This is a genomic window from Streptomyces tritici, assembly GCF_048500665.1.
Taxonomy (GTDB): domain Bacteria; phylum Actinomycetota; class Actinomycetes; order Streptomycetales; family Streptomycetaceae; genus Streptomyces; species Streptomyces tritici.
On record NZ_CP183183.1, the window covers coordinates 3,662,131 to 3,681,177 of the forward strand.

At 74.8% G+C, this 19,047-nt stretch carries 18 protein-coding genes; all 18 read left to right on the forward strand.

All coding sequences use genetic code 11. The features are described from left to right. Positions 1 to 47 precede the first annotated feature (47 nt). The 18 genes from ACNJ93_RS17005 (at position 48) to ACNJ93_RS17090 (ending at position 19,016) form a co-directional block, all read left to right on the forward strand. Positions 48 to 1,742: a polyamine aminopropyltransferase gene (locus ACNJ93_RS17005; protein ID WP_418958248.1), complete on the forward strand. Its 1,695-nt coding sequence runs from the start codon at positions 48 to 50 to the stop codon at positions 1,740 to 1,742. A 56-nt stretch (positions 1,743 to 1,798) separates the two neighbouring features. Then, positions 1,799 to 2,734 carry an SRPBCC family protein gene (locus ACNJ93_RS17010; protein WP_418958249.1) on the forward strand — a complete coding sequence of 312 codons (936 nt, stop codon included), beginning with the start codon at positions 1,799 to 1,801 and terminating at the stop codon, positions 2,732 to 2,734. A 26-nt stretch (positions 2,735 to 2,760) separates the two neighbouring features. Continuing rightward, positions 2,761 to 3,555, forward strand: a complete 795-nt coding sequence (locus ACNJ93_RS17015; protein ID WP_418961437.1) for an aldose 1-epimerase — start codon at positions 2,761 to 2,763, stop codon at positions 3,553 to 3,555. A gap of 10 nt (positions 3,556 to 3,565) precedes the next feature. After that, entirely contained in the window at positions 3,566 to 4,114 is a 549-nt protein-coding gene (gene pyrE, locus ACNJ93_RS17020; protein WP_418958250.1) for an orotate phosphoribosyltransferase, read from the forward strand. 196 nt (positions 4,115 to 4,310) lie between these two features. Continuing rightward, entirely contained in the window at positions 4,311 to 5,333 is a 1,023-nt protein-coding gene (gene fbaA / locus ACNJ93_RS17025; protein WP_418958251.1) for a class II fructose-bisphosphate aldolase, read from the forward strand. A gap of 74 nt (positions 5,334 to 5,407) precedes the next feature. Beyond that, the gene (locus ACNJ93_RS17030) at positions 5,408 to 6,886 is read left to right on the forward strand and encodes an MFS transporter (protein WP_418958252.1); all 1,479 of its coding nucleotides are present in this window, start codon (positions 5,408 to 5,410) and stop codon (positions 6,884 to 6,886) included. A gap of 14 nt (positions 6,887 to 6,900) precedes the next feature. Then, on the forward strand, positions 6,901 to 7,314 hold the full coding sequence (locus tag ACNJ93_RS17035) for a DUF3151 domain-containing protein (protein WP_418958253.1): 414 nt from the start codon (positions 6,901 to 6,903) through the stop codon (positions 7,312 to 7,314). 236 nt (positions 7,315 to 7,550) lie between these two features. Next, positions 7,551 to 8,333 carry a DUF3152 domain-containing protein gene (locus ACNJ93_RS17040; protein WP_418958254.1) on the forward strand — a complete coding sequence of 261 codons (783 nt, stop codon included), beginning with the start codon at positions 7,551 to 7,553 and terminating at the stop codon, positions 8,331 to 8,333. A gap of 108 nt (positions 8,334 to 8,441) precedes the next feature. Beyond that, positions 8,442 to 9,290 (forward strand): tryptophan 2,3-dioxygenase, encoded by an 849-nt coding sequence (locus tag ACNJ93_RS17045; RefSeq protein ID WP_418958255.1) that lies wholly within the window; start codon positions 8,442 to 8,444, stop codon positions 9,288 to 9,290. After that, complete coding sequence (gene kynU / locus ACNJ93_RS17050; protein ID WP_418958256.1) at positions 9,283 to 10,524, forward strand: kynureninase; 1,242 nt, start codon at positions 9,283 to 9,285, stop codon at positions 10,522 to 10,524. Before ACNJ93_RS17045 ends, kynU begins: the two co-directional genes overlap by 8 nt. Before the next feature lie 88 nt (positions 10,525 to 10,612). Further along, positions 10,613 to 11,482, forward strand: coding sequence for an alpha/beta hydrolase family protein (locus ACNJ93_RS17055; RefSeq protein WP_418958257.1), 870 nt, complete (start codon positions 10,613 to 10,615; stop codon positions 11,480 to 11,482). Positions 11,483 to 11,589: 107 nt separating this feature from the next. Next, positions 11,590 to 12,501: an alpha/beta hydrolase gene (locus tag ACNJ93_RS17060; RefSeq protein WP_418958258.1), complete on the forward strand. Its 912-nt coding sequence runs from the start codon at positions 11,590 to 11,592 to the stop codon at positions 12,499 to 12,501. Then, positions 12,498 to 13,658, forward strand: coding sequence for an acyltransferase family protein (locus ACNJ93_RS17065; protein ID WP_418958259.1), 1,161 nt, complete (start codon positions 12,498 to 12,500; stop codon positions 13,656 to 13,658). Before ACNJ93_RS17060 ends, ACNJ93_RS17065 begins: the two co-directional genes overlap by 4 nt. Continuing rightward, positions 13,651 to 14,985: a sensor histidine kinase gene (locus ACNJ93_RS17070; RefSeq protein WP_418958260.1), complete on the forward strand. Its 1,335-nt coding sequence runs from the start codon at positions 13,651 to 13,653 to the stop codon at positions 14,983 to 14,985. The genes ACNJ93_RS17065 and ACNJ93_RS17070 overlap by 8 nt, the downstream gene beginning before the upstream one ends. A 19-nt stretch (positions 14,986 to 15,004) precedes the next feature. Continuing rightward, the gene (locus ACNJ93_RS17075) at positions 15,005 to 15,673 is read left to right on the forward strand and encodes a response regulator (RefSeq protein ID WP_418958261.1); all 669 of its coding nucleotides are present in this window, start codon (positions 15,005 to 15,007) and stop codon (positions 15,671 to 15,673) included. 86 nt (positions 15,674 to 15,759) lie between these two features. After that, positions 15,760 to 17,088 carry a sensor histidine kinase gene (locus ACNJ93_RS17080; protein ID WP_418958262.1) on the forward strand — a complete coding sequence of 443 codons (1,329 nt, stop codon included), beginning with the start codon at positions 15,760 to 15,762 and terminating at the stop codon, positions 17,086 to 17,088. Further along, positions 17,085 to 17,744 (forward strand): response regulator, encoded by a 660-nt coding sequence (locus ACNJ93_RS17085; protein ID WP_418958263.1) that lies wholly within the window; start codon positions 17,085 to 17,087, stop codon positions 17,742 to 17,744. Before ACNJ93_RS17080 ends, ACNJ93_RS17085 begins: the two co-directional genes overlap by 4 nt. A 33-nt stretch (positions 17,745 to 17,777) precedes the next feature. Then, positions 17,778 to 19,016, forward strand: a complete 1,239-nt coding sequence (locus ACNJ93_RS17090; RefSeq protein ID WP_418958264.1) for a cytochrome P450 — start codon at positions 17,778 to 17,780, stop codon at positions 19,014 to 19,016. Positions 19,017 to 19,047 lie beyond the last annotated feature (31 nt).

Genomic DNA, 19,047 nt, shown 5'->3' on the forward strand with positions numbered 1-19,047 from the left:
CGTGTGGGTGACAGGGCGCTCCGCATATGTGACGTAGCGTTACGAACATGATCGACCCGCCCCTGTTCCTGTCGCCCCCACCCGCGGACCGGCTGACCGAGCCCGCGGAGCGACAGCGGCAGCGGCGGAGGCAGCGGCCGGCCGCGCCGCCCGTGCGGCCGGCCGCCGCGGTGCGGTACCCGGTGCTCGCGGTCGTCTTCGTCTGCGCCGCCTGCGGGCTGGTCTACGAGCTCGAACTCGTGGCGCTCGCCTCGTACTTGATCGGGGACTCGGTCACCCACGCGTCCGTCGTGCTGTCCGTCATGGTCTTCGCGATGGGCGTCGGCTCGCTGCTCGCCAAGCGGCTGCGGTGCCGCGCGGCCGTCGGCTTCGGCCTGGTCGAGGCGGGCCTCGCGCTCATCGGCGGCTGTTCGGCGCTCGTGCTGTACGCGGCGTTCGCCTGGTTCGGCGAGGCGCGGTACGTGCTGGTGGCGTTCTCGCTGGCGACCGGGGTGCTGATCGGCGCCGAGATCCCCCTGCTGATGGCGCTGATCCAGCGCGCCGCGACCAGCGGAGACGACCCGGCGCCGGGCGGCGGCGCCCGCGAGCGGGTGCGCGGGGCCCGGCGGCGCTCGGCGGGCGGGGCGGACGACCCGGCCGGCACCGTCGCCGACCTGTTCGCCGCGGACTACGTGGGCGCGCTGGTCGGCGGGCTGGCCTTCCCGTTCCTCCTGCTGCCCTGGCTCGGCCAGCTCACCGGCGCGCTGGTGACCGGCGCGGTCAACGCGGTCGCGGGCGGGGCGCTGGTGCTCTGGCTGTTCCGGCGCGACCTCACCCGGCGGACCCGGGCGCTGCTGCTCGCCGTCACCGTGGGCGTGCTCGCGCTGCTCGCCACCGCCACGGTGCTCGTCGACGACTTCGAGCGGGCCGCGCGGCGGGCCGTGTACGGCGAGGACGTGCGCGTCGCCGTGCGGACCGGCCTCCAGGAGGTCGTGGTCACCGGCGCCCCCGAGGGGCCGTCGGCCCTGTTCGTGGCCGGCCGGCTGCGCGGGGGCGGCGCGGAGGAGCGCCTGCACCACGAGGCCCTCGTGCACCCCGCGATGGACGGCCCCCGGACCCGGGTCCTGGTCCTCGGCGGCGGCGACGGTCTCGCGGCGCGCGAGGTGCTGAAGTACCCGGACGTCGTCTCGGTCACCGTGGTCGAGCTCGACCCGGGCATCGTCCGGCTCGCCCGCGTCCGGCCCGAGCTGACCGCGCTCAACGACGGCGCGCTGCGCGACCCGCGGGTGCGGGTGGAGATCGCGGACCCGTTCCGCTGGCTGCGCGAGGAGGCGCTGCGCGAGCCCGGCGCGTACGACGTGGTCGTCTCGGACCTGCCCGGACCCGGGGCCGCCGCGAGCGCCAAGTTGTACTCCGAGGAGTTCTACGGGCTCGCGGCGCGGGTCCTTGCCCCCGGCGGCCGGACGGCGGTGCACGCCGGCTCCCCGGCGGAGCGGCCGGCCGCGTACTGGACCGTCGACGCGACGCTCCGGGCGGCCGGCTTCACGACGCGCCCGTACGGGGCGGCCGTCACGGGACCCGACTGCGGGTACCTGCTCGCCGCGCGCGGCCCGGCGCCCCGCCCGGCCCTGCCAAAGGACGTCCCGGGGCTGCGCTTCCTGACGCCGGAGGCCCTGGCGGCCGGTTCGGCGCGCGTCGAGCGGACCCGCGTGCGCGGGGGGCTGCCCGCCTCCACGCTGGTGCACCCGCGGTACGCGGAGTGAGCGCGGCGGGTCCAAAGCGCAGACGGGGGCGGACGGGCTGAGTAGGCTCGGTTTTTATGGAGCATGAGGTGTTCGTTCCGGTCACGCCCGAACTGCTCCGCCAGACGCTGGCGGACCCCGCACGGGTGGCGCGCTGCGTGCCCGGCCTCCAGCAGGACGCCGACGCGGCCGCCGGCCCGCTCGCCGGCCGGCTGAGGGTCCGCGTGGGCGGCCACACCATCACGTACCGCGGCGCGCTGCGCCTCACGGGGACGGACGACACCTGGACGGTGGAGGGCGAGGGGAACGAGGCCCGCGGGCCGGGCGGGGTGAAACTCACCCTGAGCCTCCGCCTGACCCCGGCCGAGGGCGGCACCACGCTCACCGTCACCGGCACCGCAACGGCCGACGGCCGCCTCGCGGACGTCCCCCCGGACACCGCCACCACAGCCGCCCACCGCCTCCTCGACCGCCTCGCCTCCGCCTTGGCGGAGGAGGCAGGCCGCACGGAGGCGGATGTGGAGGCGGGCCCTGCCGACGCCGGTACGGCCGATGGGGCTCCGTCCGGCGCGGTGCCGGAGGCGCGCGCGGAGGACGACGGTGGCCCGGCCGCCGAAGCCGAAGCCGACCCCGACGCCGACGAGACGACCGGCCCCCGCGCGGCGGACGCCGACGACGCCTCGGACGCCGACGTCTCCCCCGAGGTCCCCGCCTCCGACGCCCCCGAGCCCGCCTCCGTGTTCGAGGTGCCCGTGCCGCCCTCCTCGCTGGAGCCGCTGCTCGACGACGAGTTCGACGCCGAGCCGCCCGCCGAGGCGGCGCACGCGCGGCGGACGATGATCGGGCGGAGCGCCGAGGAGGTGGACCACGCGCCGCCGCGCGGCCGGTACGCCCCGGTGCCCGCGCCGGAGGCCGCACGGGCCGGGGCGGCCCTGCGCTGGGTGGCGCCCGCCGCCGCGCTGGCGATCGCGTCCGCCGTGGTCGTCGGGCGTGCACTGCGTCGCCGGCGCTGACAGCGCCTAAGGTCGGGTCCGTGAGCATGCAGACGCGACTGACGGCGGGCGACGCCGAGGTGACCATCGACCCCGAGAACGGCTGCCGCCTCGCCGGCCTCCGCATCGGCGGCACCGAACTCCTGCGCCAGGGAGCGAAGTACGGCAGCTTCCCCATGGCCCCGTGGTGCGGCCGGACCGCCCACGGCGAGTTCCGCAACGGCGGCGACAAGCACCAACTGCCTCTGAACTCCCCGCCGCACGCCATCCACGGCACCGTGCGCGACGGCGCCTGGCGCACCGCCGCCGTCGACGAGCGCAGCGCGAGCTTCACCTGCGAGCTCGGCGACCCGTGGCCCTACGCCGGCCGGGTCACCCAGGTCTTCGAGCTCACCGAGGACGCGCTCACCCTGCGCATGGGCGTCGAGGCGGCCGACGTCTCGTTCCCGGCACAGGCCGGCTGGCACCCCTGGTTCCTCCGGGTCCTCGACGGCCCGCAGGGCGCCTCGGAGCCCGTGCGGCTCGACTTCACCGCGGCCTGGCAGGAGGAGCGCGGCGACGACCACCTGCCCACCGGGCGCCGGATCGAGCCCCTCCCGGGCCCGTGGGACGACTGCTTCGGGATGCCCGACGGCGTGTCCGTGACGCTGACCTGGCCGGAGCGGCTGGAGCTGACGGTGAGCTCCCGCGCCGAGTGGGTGGTGATCTACGACGAGCAGGAGGCCGCGGTCTGCGTCGAACCGCAGTCCGGTCCGCCGAACGGGCTCAACACCCACCCCCGGCTCGTCACCCCGATCGACCCCCTGGAGATCGAGGCGACCTTCGCCTGGCGACGCCTTTAAGCTCATGAGCATGACTGACGTACGCGCTGAGCTGCTCCAGCAGATCAAGGACAAGGCCGTGGTGCACGGCAAGGTGACCCTCTCCTCGGGTCTGGAAGCCGACTACTACGTGGACCTGCGCCGGATCACGCTGGACGGCTCCGCGGCGCCCCTGGTGGGTCAGGTCATGCTCGACCTGACCTCCGAGCTGGACTTCGACGCGGTCGGCGGCCTCACCCTCGGCGCCGACCCGGTCGCCACCTCGATGCTGCACGCCGCCGCGGCCGCCGGCCGCCGCCTGGACGCCTTCGTCGTCCGCAAGGCCGCCAAGGCGCACGGCATGCAGCGCCAGGTCGAGGGCCCGGACATCAAGGGCCGCCGGGTCCTGATCGTCGAGGACACCTCCACCACCGGCGGCTCGCCGCTCACCGCCGTCGAGGCGGCCCGCGCGGCCGGCGCCGAGGTCGTCGCGGTGGCGACGATCGTGGACCGGGCCACCGGCGCCGGCGAGAAGATCAGCGGTACGGCGGGCGTGCCCTACCTGTACGCCTACGCGCTCGACGAGCTCGGCCTCGGCTGAACCGGCGAGTAACCGAACCACCTGATCAAGGTGTGACCTGCAGTTTTCGGTCAGGGCGGAGCGTTTCACGTGAAACGCTCCGCCCTGACCTGTAGGCGGAGGTCAAGAGTCTGGAAAGATGGCCCCACCGACGATGACGTCGACCCCAGGTCAGGGCTAGCACCACACTCACCCGCACATCACAAGGAGCGGACGAATGCCCATCGCAACCCCCGAGGTCTACAACGAGATGCTCGACCGGGCGAAGGCTGGCAAGTTCGCCTACCCGGCCATCAATGTCACCTCGTCCCAGACGCTGCACGCTGCCCTGCGCGGTTTCGCCGAGGCCAACAGCGACGGCATCATCCAGATCTCGACCGGTGGCGCCGAGTTCCTGGGCGGCCAGCACAACAAGGACATGGTCACCGGCGCCGTCGCCCTGGCCGAGTTCGCGCACATCGTCGCCGCGAAGTACGACATCAACATCGCGCTGCACACCGACCACTGCCCCAAGGACAAGCTGGACGGCTACGTCCGCCCGCTGCTGGAGATCTCCGCCGAGCGCGTGGCCCGCGGCGAGAACCCGCTGTTCCAGTCGCACATGTGGGACGGCTCGGCCGAGACCCTCGCCGACAACCTGGCCATCGGCCAGGAGCTGCTCGCGAAGGCCGCCGCCGCGAACATCATCCTCGAGGTCGAGATCACCCCGACCGGCGGCGAGGAGGACGGCGTCAGCCACGAGATCAACGACGAGCTGTACACCACCGTCGAGGACGCCGTCCGCACCGCCGAGGCCCTCGGCCTGGGCGAGAAGGGCCGCTACCTGCTGGCCGCCTCCTTCGGCAACGTGCACGGCGTCTACAAGCCGGGCAACGTCGTGCTCCGCCCCGAGCTGCTGAAGGACCTGCAGGCCGGTGTCGCCGAGAAGTTCGGCAAGGCCAGCCCGTTCGACTTCGTCTTCCACGGCGGCTCCGGCTCCACGCAGGAGGAGATCGCCACCGCGCTGGAGAACGGCGTCGTCAAGATGAACCTCGACACCGACACCCAGTACGCCTTCACCCGTCCGGTCGCGGACCACATGTTCAAGAACTACGACGGCGTCCTGAAGGTCGACGGCGAGGTCGGCAAGAAGTCCACCTACGACCCGCGCACCTGGGGCAAGCTGGCCGAGGCCGGCATGGCCAAGCGCGTCGTCGAGGCCTGCGAGGCGCTGCGCTCCGCCGGTACGCACGTGAAGTGACCCCGTAGGGGCTCGACGGGCCCGGTGCGCCTCGCGGCGTGCCGGGCCCGTCCGCGTACGCGAGGATGGCGGGTATGGCCGGAACGGACATGCGGCTGCGGTCCCCGGCGGGGCGCTGGGTCGTCGTCGTCACGGTGCTGGGCTCCGGGATGGTGCTGCTCGACTCCACCGTCGTCAACGTCGCCCTGCCGCACATCGGCGAGGACCTCGGCACGGACCTCGCGGCCCTCCAGTGGACCGTCAACGCCTACATGCTCACCCTCGCGGGGCTGATCCTCCTCGGCGGGGCGCTCGGCGACCGCTACGGGCGGCGGAAGGTCTTCGTCCTGGGCGTGGTCTGGTTCGCGCTGGCCTCGCTGCTCTGCGGCCTGGCGCCGAACGCGGAGATCCTGATCGCCGCCCGCGCCCTGCAGGGCGTCGGCGGCGCGCTGCTCACCCCCGGCTCGCTGGCGATCCTCCAGGCCAGCTTCCATCCCGACGACCGGGCGCGGGCGGTCGGCCTGTGGTCCGGTTTCGGCGGGGTGGGCGCGGCGGTGGGGCCGTTCGTGGGCGGCTGGCTCGTCGACGGCCCCGGCTGGCGCTGGGTCTTCCTGCTGAACGTGCCGCTGGCCGCGCTCTGCGTGCCGATCGCGCTGCGGCACGTCCCGGAGACCCGTGACGAGCAGGCGGGCCGGGGGCGCTTCGACGTGCTCGGCGCCCTGCTCGGCGCGGCCTCGCTGGGCCTGGTCACCTACGCCCTCATCGGCGAGAGCTGGCCCGCGGGCGTGGCCGGGGTGGCCGTGGGCGTCGCGTTCGTGCTCCAGGAGCGGCGCTCCCCGCAGCCCATGCTGCCGCTGTCGATCTTCCGCTCCCGGCTGTTCACCGCGGTCAACCTGGTCACCCTGTGCGTGTACGCGGTCTTCGGCGGCTTCTTCTTCCTGGCCGCGCTCCAGCTCCAGGTGGTCTCCGGGTACTCGGCGCTGGAGGCAGGCACGGCACTGCTGCCGACGACGGTGCTGATGCTGCTGCTCTCCGCGCGGGCCGGGGAGCTGGGGGAGCGGATCGGGCCGCGCATCCCGCTGACGGTCGGGCCGCTGCTGTGCGCGGTGGGGATGCTGCTGATGCTGCGGGTCGGCGAGGACGCCTCGTACGTCGGGGACGTGCTGCCGGCGATGGTGGTGCTCGGGCTCGGCATGACCACGCTGGTCGCCCCGCTGACCGCGACGGTGCTGTCCTCCGTGGACGTGTCCCGGGCGGGCCTGGCCAGCGGCATCAACAACGCCGCCGCGCGGGCCGCGGGCCTGCTCGCGGTGGCCGCGCTGCCGCTGCTGACGGGCATGGGCCCGACGGCGTACCGCTCGGCCGAGGAGTTCGGCGCGACCTTCGAGCGGGCGATGCCGATGTGCGCCGGGCTGCTGGTGGCGGGCGCGCTGCTGGCGTGGCTGACGATCCGCACGCCCGAACCGGCCGGCTGCCATCCCGGCTGCAAGGTCCACTGCGGGGTGTCCGCCCCGCCGCTGGAGCCGGGCGCGGGCCAGGAGGAACCCGGGAAGCGGGGCCCCGCGGCCGCCTGAGGCAGACTGGCCCCATGGCCATCCACGAGAACCTGCTGGGGGGACCGCCCCCCACCCACCTGCCCGACGACCCCGAGCCGCGCGAGCTGCTCGCCGAGGGCACCGCGCCCGCGGACGTCGCGGCGAAGTACCCGACGTCCTCGCTGGCGTGGGCCCGGCTCGCCGACGAGGCGTACGAGGGCGGTCGCGTCGTCGAGTCGTACGCGTACGCCCGCACCGGTTACCACCGCGGCCTGGACGCGCTGCGCCGCGCCGGCTGGAAGGGCCACGGCCCCGTGCCGTGGGAGCACGAGCCGAACCGCGGCTTCCTGCGCGCGCTGCACGCGCTGGCCCGGGCCGCGCAGGCGATCGGCGAGCAGGAGGAGTACGAGCGCTGCTCGACGTTCCTGCGCGACTCCTCGGCCACGGCCGCCGACACCCTCAACTGACCGCGGGGGCAATGCCGCAGGCCGGGGGCTCGGAGCGGACTCCGGGCCCCCGGTCCGTCGTGACGGGCCGTCGGGGGTGACAGGGGCGGCCGGTACGATCGCACACACCATCGATTGGACCAACCGGCCCACCCGGCCGGCGCAGGGGGGAAACTGTCGTGGGCAAGCGGGGTGCCGGCAGTCGTGGGCGCAGACGGGCGCAGGGGCGCCGTCGGGCCCGCAGCAGACGCCGTCCCGTGGCGCGGCTGCTGCTGTTCGTGGCCGTCCTGGCCGGGGTGACGCTCGGCGGCGGGGTGGCGCTGGCGTACTGGAAGAAGGCGCAGGAGCGGGACGTGTCGGCCGGGCCGGCGCCGAGCTCGACGCCCACGCCGAAGCCGGTGCTCAGCCCGAAGCCGAGTCCGAGCCCCACGCCGACCCCGAAGCCCTCGCCGAAGCCGAAGAGGACGACCGTGCCGCAGTCGGGCCGGGGCACCTTCACCACAGCCCGGTCCTCCGGCGACGCGGTCGGCACGGGCGGCACGCTGCGCCGCTACCGGGTGCAGGTCGAGGACGGCGTCGACATCTCGGCGCGCGAGGCGGCCGCCGAGATCCAGGAGATCCTGGCGCATCCGCGCGGCTGGGCCGCGCACGGCCGCGGTCGCTTCCAGCTGGTGTCGGAGAACGCCGACTTCGTCATCCGGATCGCCACCCCGGACACCGCCGACCGCCTCTGCCTGGCCCAGGGCCTGAACACCCGCGGCGAGCTGAACTGCGAGACCACCCAGGGCGTGGTGGTGAACCTCAAGCGCTGGATGCTGGGCTCGCCGACGTTCTCCGGGCCGCCCGAGGAGTACCGGCACCTGATCATCAACCACGAGGTCGGGCACGAGATCGGCATTCGGATGCACATGAGCTGCCCGGGACCGGGCAAGCTCGCGCCGGTCATGATGCAGCAGATCAAGGGCCTGAACGGCTGCCGTTCGAACGCGTATCCGTATGACGAAGACGGTAGCTACATCACGGGGCCAGTCGTGCCATGATGCGCGTGGGGCGCGTACGACGTCGTTCGCGCCCCGAGGGGACCGGGGCTCCATCACCACACGGAAGGAGCGGACCGCTACCCGGTAGTACGTATCGAGGAGACAGAAATGTCTACTTTCCCCGATGCCTCCGGAGCCGGTTCGGTCGACGACCCGAACCTCGACTTCGCGGGCACGACGCCGTACGAGGACTATGTCCGGGCGGACGTCCTCACCCATCTCCAGCACCCTCGCTCCGACGATCCGGGCGAGATGGTCTTCCTGGTCACCACCCAGGTCATGGAGCTGTGGTTCACGGTCATCGTCCACGAGTGGGAGACCGCCGGCCGGGCGCTGCGCGAGGACCGCGTGCCCGTCGCGATGGACGCGCTCAAGCGCTCCGTGCGCGAGCTGGAGGCGCTGAACCACTCCTGGCGTCCGCTGGCCCACCTCACGCCGGCGCAGTTCAACTCCTACCGCGGCGCCCTCGGCGAGGGCTCCGGCTTCCAGTCGGCGATGTACCGGCGGATGGAGTTCCTGCTCGGCGAGAAGTCCGCGTCCATGCTGGTGCCGCACCGCGGCGCCCCGCGGGTGCACGCGGAGCTGGAGAAGGCGCTGCAGGAGCCGAGCCTGTACGACGAGGTGCTGCGGCTGCTCGCGCGGCGCGGACTGCCGGTGCCGGAGGCCGTCCTCCGCCGTGATCCGTCGCTGCGGTACGAGCCGTCGCCCGAGGTCGAGCGGGTCTGGGCCGGCATCTACGCCGACCCCGACCAGAACGCGGAGCTGGTGCGGCTCGGCGAGGCGCTGAGCGACGTCGCCGAGCTGGTCTGGCGCTGGCGCAACGACCACCTGGTCGCCACCCGCCGGGCCATGGGCTCGAAGACCGGCACCGGCGGCTCCGCGGGCGTGGCCTGGCTGGAGAAGCGGGCGCAGAAGAACGTGTTCCCCGAGCTGTGGACGGCGCGCAGCCATGTCTGAGACCACTCTGCGCGAGACCGCGCTGCGGCTCGACTCCGAGGACCCGCTGGCCAAGCGGCGGGAGCTGTTCGCCCTGGACGAGGCCGTCTACCTGGACGGCAACTCGCTGGGCGCGCTGCCCGCGCACGTCCCGGACCGGATGGCCGACGTCATCGCCCGCGAGTGGGGGCGGCTGCGCATCCGCTCGTGGGACGAGTCGGGCTGGTGGACCGCCCCGGAGCGGATCGGCGACCGGATCGCCCCGCTCGTGGGGGCGGCCCCCGGGCAGATCGTCGTCGGCGACTCGACGAGCGTGAACGTCTTCAAGGCGGTCGTCGCGGCGGCCCGGCTCGCCGGGGACGACCGGGACGAGATCCTCGTCGACGCGACGACCTTTCCCACGGACGGGTACATCGCGCAGTCCGCGGCCCGGATGACGGGCCGGCGGCTGGTGCCGGTCGCGCCGCACGAGGTCGCCGCGGCGGCGGGCCCCCGTACGGCCGCCGCGCTGGTCAACCACGTCGACTACCGCACCGGCCGGCTGCACGACCTGCCCGGCATCACCGAGGCCCTGCGGGCGGCGGGCGCGCTGGCGGTCTGGGACCTGTGCCACAGCGCGGGCGCCCTGCCGGTCGGCCTGGACGCGCACGGCGTCGACCTCGCGGTCGGCTGCACGTACAAGTACCTCAACGGCGGACCCGGCGCGCCGGCGTACCTGTACGTCGCCGAGCGCCATCAGGCGGCCTTCGACTCGCCGCTGCCCGGCTGGAACTCGCATGCCGACCCGTTCGGCATGACCCCCGGCTACACGGCGGCCGAGGGCGCGCTGCGCGGCCGGGTCGGCACCCCCGACATCCTGTCGATGCTGGCCCTGGAGTCGGCGCTCGACGTGTGGGACGGGGTCTCGATCGAGGACGTGCGCGCCAAGTCGCTCGCGCTGACGGACTTCTTCCTCCGGTGCGTGCGCGCGTACGTGCCCGAGGGCGCCGTGGAGTCCCTGACGCCCGAGGCGCACGCGGAGCGCGGCAGCCAGGTCGCGCTGCGCTGCGACGCCGCGCCCGCGGTGATGGCGGAGCTGATCGCCCGCGGCGTCGTCGGCGATCTGCGCCGGCCCGACGTGCTGCGCTTCGGCTTCACGCCGCTGTACGTCGGCTTCGCGGACGCGGAGCGGGCGGCGCGGGTGCTGGCGGAGGTCGTCGCCGAGGTCCTGGGCGGGGCTCGGGACGAGGCGTCCGGCGGCGGTCGGACGGTCTGATGATCGGCTGATCCGCGGGGGCGGGCTTTTGGTACCGTCCCCGCAGGTCAGGCCGATTCGGCCCCGTCCACGAGAGGTTGGAACCGCCATGCCCGACCCTGCCGCGCGCGACGCCGCCGAAGAAGCCTCGGCCTTCTCGCACCCGGCCGTCGCCCCCGACGCGTCCGCCCCGTACGGCGGACACCCGGACCAGGTCGTCGACTTCTACGCCCCGCGCGACGGGCGGCGGCAGGCCCCGCTGGTCGTCGCCCTGCACGGCGGCGCGTGGCGGGCCCCGTACGACCGGCAGCACCTGACCCCGTTCGTGGACTATCTGGCGCGGCGCGGCTTCGCCGTCGCCAACGTCGAGTACCGGCGCGGCAGCGACATCCCCCGGCAGGGCGCCGCCGCCCCGGTGGCCGGCCGCTGGCCGGAGACCTTCGACGACGTGGCCGCCGCGATGGACGCGCTGCCCGGCCTGGCGGCGGCGCACCTGCCGCAGGCGGACCCGCGGCGCATCGTGCTGACGGGTCACTCCGCGGGCGGCCATCTGGCCCTCTGGGCCGCCGCCCGGCACTGTCTGCCGCAGGACGCCCCCTGGCGCCTGCCCGCACCGCCGGCCCTGCGCGGCGTCGTCGCCCTGGCGCCCATCGCCCACTTCGCCCGCTCCGTCGAGCTCGGCGTGTGCGGCGGCGCGGTGGAGCAACTCCTCGGCGGCCCGGCGGAGTTCGACGCCCGCGTCCCGTACGCGGACCCCGCCGCCCTGCTGCCCACCGGCATCGCCACGACCCTGGTCCAGGGCCGCGACGACATCGTGGTCCCGGCTCAGGTCGCCGAGGCGTACGCCGACGCGGCGGCGAAGGCCGGCGAGACGGTGGGCCTGACGCTCCTGGAGGAGGCCGGCCACTTCCCGCTGATCGACCCGGCGGCGGACGCCTGCGCGGTCGTGGCGGAGGAACTGGCCCAACTCGCCTGGTGACACGGTCGGGTGACACTCCGTCGTACCCGTCATACCTGGGGACTACCCGGCGAGTGTCCCCCCTGGTGTGACGCCCGCGACGAAGGGTCCTTCCTAGCGTCGGCACCATGAAGACGCACCGGCTCCGACGCACGCTGCTCGCCTCCCTCCTCGTCGCCGCCGTCGCCGTGCCGCTGTCCGGGGCGGCGACCCGCGCGGCCGTCCCCGCGCCCGCCGCGCTCGCGTTCACGGCGGCCGACCGGCCCGCCGAGCGGTACGCCGCGAACCGGACCGCCCTCGCCGAGGCCGCCCGGCTCGCCGCCGCCCACGGCGACCGGCGCCGCGCCACGAACCTGCGCGCACTCGCCGGCGGCCGGCTGCTCGCCTTCGACGGACGCGGCCGGGGCCGGATCGCCGAGGTCTTCGGAGACCTGGAGCGGGCCCGGCGGATCGCGGTGCTCGTCCCCGGCTCCGACGTCCGCCTCGACACGTACGGCGGCCGCTTCCGGCGCGGGGCGGCGGCGCTGAGCGCGCGGCTCGGCCCGGACGCGGCCGTGGTGACCTGGCTCGGCTACGACACCCCCGACACCGCCGGCCCCGAGGTGCTCACCCCCGGCCGCGCCGAGGAAGCCGCGCCCGGACTCCGCGCCTTCGTGGGCCTGTTGCGCGCGTTCAACGCGGACGCGCCGGTCGCGGCGCTCTGCCACTCGTACGGCGCGGTGGTCTGCGGGCGCGCCGCGCGCGGCCTCGACGTCACCGACCTCGTCCTGTACGGCAGCCCCGGCACCGGCGCCGACACCGCCGCGCAGCTCGGGACCGGCGCCCGGGTGTGGGCCGGGCGGGCCTCCGGCGACTGGGTGGCGCGGCTGCCGCACGCGCGGGTCGAGCTGTTCGGGACCACGCTCGGCCTCGGCCCCGACCCGGCCGAACCGGCCTTCGGGGCACGCCGGTTCGCCGTGGGCGACGGCGGCCACGGCGACTATCTGGAGCCCGGCGGCGCCGGGCTGCGCGCCATCGCCGCGCTGGTGGAGGCGGCATGAGCGTCCGCGCCCTCGTCCGCCGCGTCGAGGCGTCGACCCCGCCGGACCGGGACCGCGCGGTCGACGCGCTGCGCGCGCTGGCGATCCTCGGCGTCGTCCTCGGCCACTGGCTGGTCACCGCCCTCGTCGCCGACACCGGCACCCTGCGGACCGCGAGCCCGCTCCGGCACCGGCCCGAACTCGTCCCGGTCTCCTGGGTCTTCCAGACCCTGGCGGTGTTCTTCCTGGTCGGCGGACACGTCGCCGTGAAGAGCCACCTCGCCGCGCAGGCCCGCGGCACCGCGTACCGGACCTGGCTGGCGGCCCGCACCGCGCGGCTGTTCCGGCCGGTGCCCGCGGTGCTGGTCCTGTGGACGGTGGCCGCGGGCCTGCTCCTGGTCTCCGGGGCGGAGCTCCGGACCGTCCACACCCTGGGGAAACTCGTCCTGTCCCCGCTGTGGTTCCTGCTGGTGTTCGCCGCGCTGACCGCCGCGACGCCCCTGGTCGCGCGGCTGCACCCGCTGTGGCCGCTGGCGGTCGTCGCGCACGTGGACCTGATCCGCTTCGGCTTCGGCGGACCGCAGGAGCTCGGCTGGCTGAACGTCGCGGCGGGCTGGCTCGTCCCGTACACGCTCGGCGCCCTGTGGGCGCGCGGCGGACTGGGCCCCCGCGCGGGCCGGACCCTGCTGATCGCCGGCGGCGCCGCGACGGCCGCGCTGGTCGCCTGGGCGGGGTACCCGGCCTCGATGGTCGGCGTACCGGGCGCCCCCGTGTCGAACCTCAACCCGCCGACCCTCGCGGCCGTCGCCTTCGGCCTCGCCCAGTGCGGCCTGGCCCTGATGCTGCTCGGGCCGCTGCGCCGGGCGATGCGCCGGCCGGCGGTCTGGGCGGCGATCGCGCTGCTCAACCTGTCCGCGATGACGGTGTTCCTCTGGCACCAGACGGCGTTGATGGCGGTCACCGCCGCCGGGCTGCTGGCCGGCCGGCCGCTCGCCGGGCTGCACACCGCGCCGGACGGCCCCGACTGGATCCTCGCGCGGCTCGCCTGGCTGCCGGTGTTCGCGCTCGCGCTGGCGGTGTGCTGGACGGCGTTCCGGACGTACGAGACGGGGGAGCGCGGCGCGGGGCGGACGGCTCCGGCCGCCGTCCCCCGGAGGAGGGAGGCGTCGCATGCCTAAGGTGGACGCCGTGACCAGCGCCGCCAGGATCGGACGGGCCCTGCGCGCCGACCTCGGCGCGACCGGGCCCGACCCGCTGCCCCCGTTCGGCGGGCCGCGCGGACCGTGGGCCGTGCGCTGGGTGCGGTGGCTGCCGCACGGCCTCGTCGTGCTGCTCGCGGCCGCTCTCGCCACGTACGAGTTCAAGGAGTTGACCTCCCGGCTCGGGGTGAGCGCCGCGGTGGCGGCGGTCCTGGCCCTCGCCCAGGCCGGCTGCGTGCTGCTCGCGCTGCGCCGTCCGCTGAACGCGTTCTGGCTGGCGCTGACGCTCGCGCTGGTGACCGCCGTGACGGCCAAGTCGTACGGCGTGGACGAGACGGTCTTCTACGCGATCTGGCCGTGGCTCAGGGACGGGCCCTGGCCGTGGCAGGTCGGCGGCATGCTGGCGCACGCGCTCGTCCTGCTGCTCCTCGCGCTCCGGGTCCGCGTCCGCGTCGCCGCCGAGGCGCTGCTGCTCAGCCTGCTCCTCGGCCCGCTGCTCGAAGCGGCGACGGGGGACCACCCGCACGTGCCGACGACGGCCCCGGCGTCCCTGGTGTTCGTGGTCGTGGTCGTCGTCGGCGTGTCGCTGCGCGGCCGGCGGGAGGCCGGCGCCCGGCTCGTCGCGCAGGAGGTGCTGACGGCGGAGGAACGCGCCCGGCGCACACTCCTGGAGGAGCGCAGCCGCATCGCGCGCGAGCTGCACGACGTCGTCGCCCACCACATGTCGGTGATATCCATCCAGGCGCAGGTCGCCCCGCACCTCGTGCCCGACCCGCCGGAGGAGCTGCGGGAGAACCTGGCGGGCATCCGGCAGAACGCGCTCGACGCGCTGACCGAACTGCGCCGCGTGCTGGGGGTGCTGCGCGCGGAGGAGCAGGGCGGCGAGGCCGCGCCGCACGCCCCGCTGCCGACCCTCGGCCGGCTCGACGCGCTGCTCGACAACGCCCGCGCGGCCGGCCTGGACGTGACCTGCCGGATCGTCGGCGAGCAGCGGGCGTCCACGCCCGGCGTGGAGCTGTCGGCGTACCGGATCGTCCAGGAGGCCCTGAGTAATGTTCTCCGGCACGCCCCCGGCGCGGCGACCCGCGTGGAACTCGCGTACACCGCACCGGGGTTGCGCGTCCGGGTCGTCAACTCGGCGCCGCGGGCGGGCCGCCGGGCCCGTCCGGCGGGCCCCGGCGCGGGGCACGGGCTGCTCGGGATGCGGGAGCGGACCGCCATGCTGGGCGGCGACCTGGCCGCCGGGCCGACGCCCGACGGCGGTTTCGAGGTGTCGGCGTTCCTGCCGACGGAGGGGGACGCATGACGCCGACGGAGGGGGACGCATGACGATCCGGATACTGATCGCCGACGACCAGATGATGGTGCGGCAGGGCTTCACCGTGCTGCTGAACGCCGAACCGGACCTGGAGGTCGTCGGCCAGGCGGTGGACGGCCTCGACGCGGTCGCGCGGGTCGCCGCGACGCTGCCGGACGTGGTCCTCATGGACATCCGGATGCCGGAGCTCGGCGGCATCGAGGCGACGCGCCGCATCACCGCCGCGCATCCGGACATCCGGGTCCTGGTGCTGACCACCTTCGACCTGGACGAGTACGTGTACGAGGCGCTGCGCGCCGGCGCGTCCGGCTTCCTGCTCAAGGACGCCTCCGCGGACGAGCTGGCGGAGGCGGTCCGGATCGTCGCGGCCGGGGACGCGCTGCTGTCCCCCGGGATCACCCGGCGGCTCATCGCCGAGTTCTCCCGGCTCAGCGGCGAGGCGCCCCGCCGGCCGCTGATGCGGCGGGTGGGCGAGCTCACCGAGCGCGAGACGGAGGTGCTCTCGCTGATCGCGCAGGGCATGTCGAACGCGGAGATCGCCGGCGAGCTGGTCGTCGCCGAGCAGACCGTGAAGACGCACGTGGGCCGCATCCTGGTGAAACTCGGCCTGCGCGACCGCACCCAGGCCGCCGTCTTCGCCTACGAGACGGGCCTCGTCCGCCCGGCCGGCTACTAGGGGGCGCCCGGCCCGCGTAGTACCTGCGACGGACACCGCGGGATCCGTACTGCGCCGGACGCCCCGGGCCCCCCGCCGGCCGTACCTTGGCTGGCGTGACCGAGACGACGCACATGCCGCAGGGCAAGAGCCGCAGTCCCGAAGCGCGCCTGGTGATGGGCGCGCTCCGGGGGCTGCGCCAGGATCTGTTCGAGGACGCGTTCGCGTACCGGCCGCTGCGGCGGATGGACGTGGACCGGGCCCCCACCCGCCACCTTCCGGAGCGCATACGCGCGTACACCGGCCACTTCCCGCACGCCGTCGTCGGCGGCTGCGCCTTCCTGGTGTTCCTGCTCGGGATGGCCACGACCGGCGGCGGTGGCCTGTTCGGGCTGCTGTTCGCCGGCCTGCCGGCCGCGGCCGTGCTGCTCACGCTCGTCCGGCCGGTGCTCGCGTTCTGGGCCTCGCTCCTCCTGGCCCCGGTCTTCGCGGTCGTCGCCTCGCTGGGCGACGGGCCCTGGCCGCCGAACGTCTTCGCCGCGCACCTGGTCGTGCTGACCGTCGTCGCGGCCCGCACCGGGCCCCGCACCGGCGCCTGGATGTGGGCGGTGACCGCCGGGTACGCGGTGTTCGCCGAGGGGTTCCTCGGCATCGGCGGGGCCGGCGTCTCCGTCCCGCTGCTGTTCCTCGCGGCGCTCTCGCTGCTCGCCGTCACCGTCGTGCACGTGCGCCGTCAGGCCGTGGCCGAGGTCACCGCGCAGCAGACCGTGACCGCGGTGGAGCGGTCGAAGCGGACCCTGCTGGAGGAGCGCACCACGATCGCCCGCGAGCTGCACGACGTCGTCGCCCACCACATGTCCGTGGTCGCCATCCAGGCGGAGGCAGCCCCGTACCGCGTCGAGAACCCGCCGCCCGAGCTGGAGCAGGCCTTCGCCACGATCCGGGAGAACGCCGTGGCGGCCCTGACCGAGCTGCGCCGCGTCCTTGGCGTCGTCCGCGCGGAGGACTACGAGGCCCCCGAGGCCCCGCAGCCGACGCTCGCCGACCTCGACGCCCTGATCCGCAACGTCCGCGAGGCCGGGCTCGCCGTCGAGACCACGGTGACCGGCGCTGTACGGGAACTCCCGCAGGGCGTCGAGCTGTCCGCGTACCGGATCGTGCAGGAGGCCCTGAGCAACGCCCTCCGGCACGCCAAGGACGCGCCCGCGAAGGTCGAGATCAGCCACGTCCTCGGCGGCCTCGGGCTGCGCGTGGTCAACGGCCGCCCGGCCGCGCCGTCCACCGCGCCCTCGCCGGGCGCGGGGCACGGGATCACCGGCATGCGGGAGCGGGTGGCGATGCTGGGCGGCGAGATGCACGCCGGTCCGACCGCCGACGGCGGCTACGAGGTCACCGCGTTCATCCCCGTGCCGCGCGAGGAGGGGGAGGGGCAGTGATCAGGGTGCTGATCGTCGACGACCAGATGATGGTCCGCGAGGGCTTCTCCGTGCTGCTCGGCGCCATGCCGGACATCGAGGTCGTCGGCGAGGCGGTCGACGGCCGCGAGGCCGTCGCGCAGGCGGCGGTGCTCCGCCCGGACGTGGTCCTCATGGACATCCGCATGCCCGAGCTGAACGGCATCGAGGCGACCCGCGAGATCGTCGCCGCCGACCCGGACGCGAAGGTGCTGGTCCTGACCACCTTCGACCTCGACGAGTACGTGTACCAGGCGCTGCGCGCCGGGGCCTCGGGCTTCCTGCTCAAGGACGCCTCGGCGCGGCAGCTCGCCGAGGGCGTGCGGGTGGTCGCGGCGGGGGAGGCGCTGCTCGCGCCGACCGTGACGAAGCGGCTGATCACCGAGTTCGCGAAGGCGGCGGAGACTCCGCGGATGCCGGCGCTGGCCCAGTTCGGGGAGCTGACGGAGCGCGAGACGGAGGTGCTGGTGCTGATCGCGCAGGGCCTGTCGAACGCGGAGATCGCCGACCGGCTGGTGGTGGCCGAGTCGACGATCAAGACGCATGTGAGCCGGATCCTGGTGAAGCTGGGCCTGCGGGACCGCACGCAGGCGGCGGTCTTCGCCTACGAGGCGCGGCTGGTGCAGGTCGGCGGGTGACGTCCGGCGCGGGTCGGCGGGTAACGTCCGGTCATGGACACCGCGCAGTCTTCCGTCGAGCAGCTTTTCGCCCCGTACTCCCCGGACTTCGTCGCCGACCCGTACCCCGCGTACGCGGAGCTGCGGGCGCGCGGGCGGGCGCACTGGTACGCGCCGACGCGGCAGTGGCTGATCCCGCACCACGCGGACGTCTCGGCGCTGCTGCGGGACCGGCGCCTGGGCCGTACGTACCGGCACCGCTTCACCCACGAGGAGTTCGGCCGCACGGCCCCGCCCGCCGCGCACGAGCCGTTCCACACGCTGAACGACCACGGGCTGCTGGACCTGGAGGGCGCGGACCACACCCGGATCCGCCGGCTGGTGTCGAAGGCGTTCACCCCGCGGACGGTGGAGAACCTGGCGCCGACGGTGCGCCGGCTGGCCGCGGACCTGGTCGGCGGACTCGTGGCGCGCGGCGGCGGCGACCTGCTCGCGGACGTGGCGGAGCCGCTGCCGGTGGCGGTGATCGCGGAGCTGCTCGGCATCCCGGAGGACGACGAGGAACGGGCCCGGCTGCGGCCGTGGTCGGCGGACATCTGCGGGATGTTCGAGCTGAACCCGACGGAGGAGACGGCGCGCCGGGCGGTGCGGGCGTCGCTGGAGTTCTCCGACTACCTCCGCGAACTGATCGCCCGCCGCCGCACCGACCCCGGCGAGGACCTGATCTCGGCGCTGATCGAGGCGCACGACGAAGGCGAACGCCTGACGGAACAGGAGATGATCTCCACCTGCGTGCTCCTGTTGAACGCGGGCCACGAGGCGACCGTCAACACCACCGTGAACGGCTGGTGGACGCTGCTGCGGCACCCGGACCGGCTGGCGGCCCTGCGCGCCGACCCGGACGGACTGCTGTCCACCGCCGTGGAGGAACTCCTCCGCTACGACACCCCGCTGCAGATGTTCGAGCGCTGGGTTCTCGACGACATCGAGGTCGGCGGCCAGGTGATCCCCCGCGGCTCCGAGGTGGCCCTCCTCTTCGGCTCCGCGAACCGCGACCCCGCCCGCTTCGGCCCCACGGCCGACGTCCTGGACCTCTCCCGCGCCGAGAATCCCCACATCACCTTCGGCGCCGGCATCCACTACTGCCTCGGCGCCCCCCTGGCCCGCCTCGAACTGACGGCCCTCTTCACCGAACTCCTCCACCAGGCCCCCACCCTCCACCTGACCGAGGAACCCCGCCGGAAGGACGGCTACGTGATCAGAGGCGTGGAGAAGCTGCTGGTGGAGGTCTGACGGACTGCGCGATGCGCCTGATGGCCGGTGC

Coding starts and splice junctions, on each gene's coding strand:
- ACNJ93_RS17010 (WP_418958249.1), top strand. CDS start 1,799: ATGGAGCATGAGGTGTTCGTTCCGGTCACGCCCGAACTGCTCCGCCAG.
- pyrE (WP_418958250.1), top strand. CDS start 3,566: ATGACTGACGTACGCGCTGAGCTGCTCCAGCAGATCAAGGACAAGGCC.
- kynU (WP_418958256.1), top strand. CDS start 9,283: ATGTCTGAGACCACTCTGCGCGAGACCGCGCTGCGGCTCGACTCCGAG.
- fbaA (WP_418958251.1), top strand. CDS start 4,311: ATGCCCATCGCAACCCCCGAGGTCTACAACGAGATGCTCGACCGGGCG.
- ACNJ93_RS17045 (WP_418958255.1), top strand. CDS start 8,442: ATGTCTACTTTCCCCGATGCCTCCGGAGCCGGTTCGGTCGACGACCCG.
- ACNJ93_RS17005 (WP_418958248.1), top strand. CDS start 48: ATGATCGACCCGCCCCTGTTCCTGTCGCCCCCACCCGCGGACCGGCTG.
- ACNJ93_RS17055 (WP_418958257.1), top strand. CDS start 10,613: ATGCCCGACCCTGCCGCGCGCGACGCCGCCGAAGAAGCCTCGGCCTTC.
- ACNJ93_RS17075 (WP_418958261.1), top strand. CDS start 15,005: ATGACGATCCGGATACTGATCGCCGACGACCAGATGATGGTGCGGCAG.
- ACNJ93_RS17030 (WP_418958252.1), top strand. CDS start 5,408: ATGGCCGGAACGGACATGCGGCTGCGGTCCCCGGCGGGGCGCTGGGTC.
- ACNJ93_RS17090 (WP_418958264.1), top strand. CDS start 17,778: ATGGACACCGCGCAGTCTTCCGTCGAGCAGCTTTTCGCCCCGTACTCC.
- ACNJ93_RS17070 (WP_418958260.1), top strand. CDS start 13,651: ATGCCTAAGGTGGACGCCGTGACCAGCGCCGCCAGGATCGGACGGGCC.
- ACNJ93_RS17065 (WP_418958259.1), top strand. CDS start 12,498: ATGAGCGTCCGCGCCCTCGTCCGCCGCGTCGAGGCGTCGACCCCGCCG.
- ACNJ93_RS17015 (WP_418961437.1), top strand. CDS start 2,761: ATGCAGACGCGACTGACGGCGGGCGACGCCGAGGTGACCATCGACCCC.
- ACNJ93_RS17060 (WP_418958258.1), top strand. CDS start 11,590: ATGAAGACGCACCGGCTCCGACGCACGCTGCTCGCCTCCCTCCTCGTC.
- ACNJ93_RS17035 (WP_418958253.1), top strand. CDS start 6,901: ATGGCCATCCACGAGAACCTGCTGGGGGGACCGCCCCCCACCCACCTG.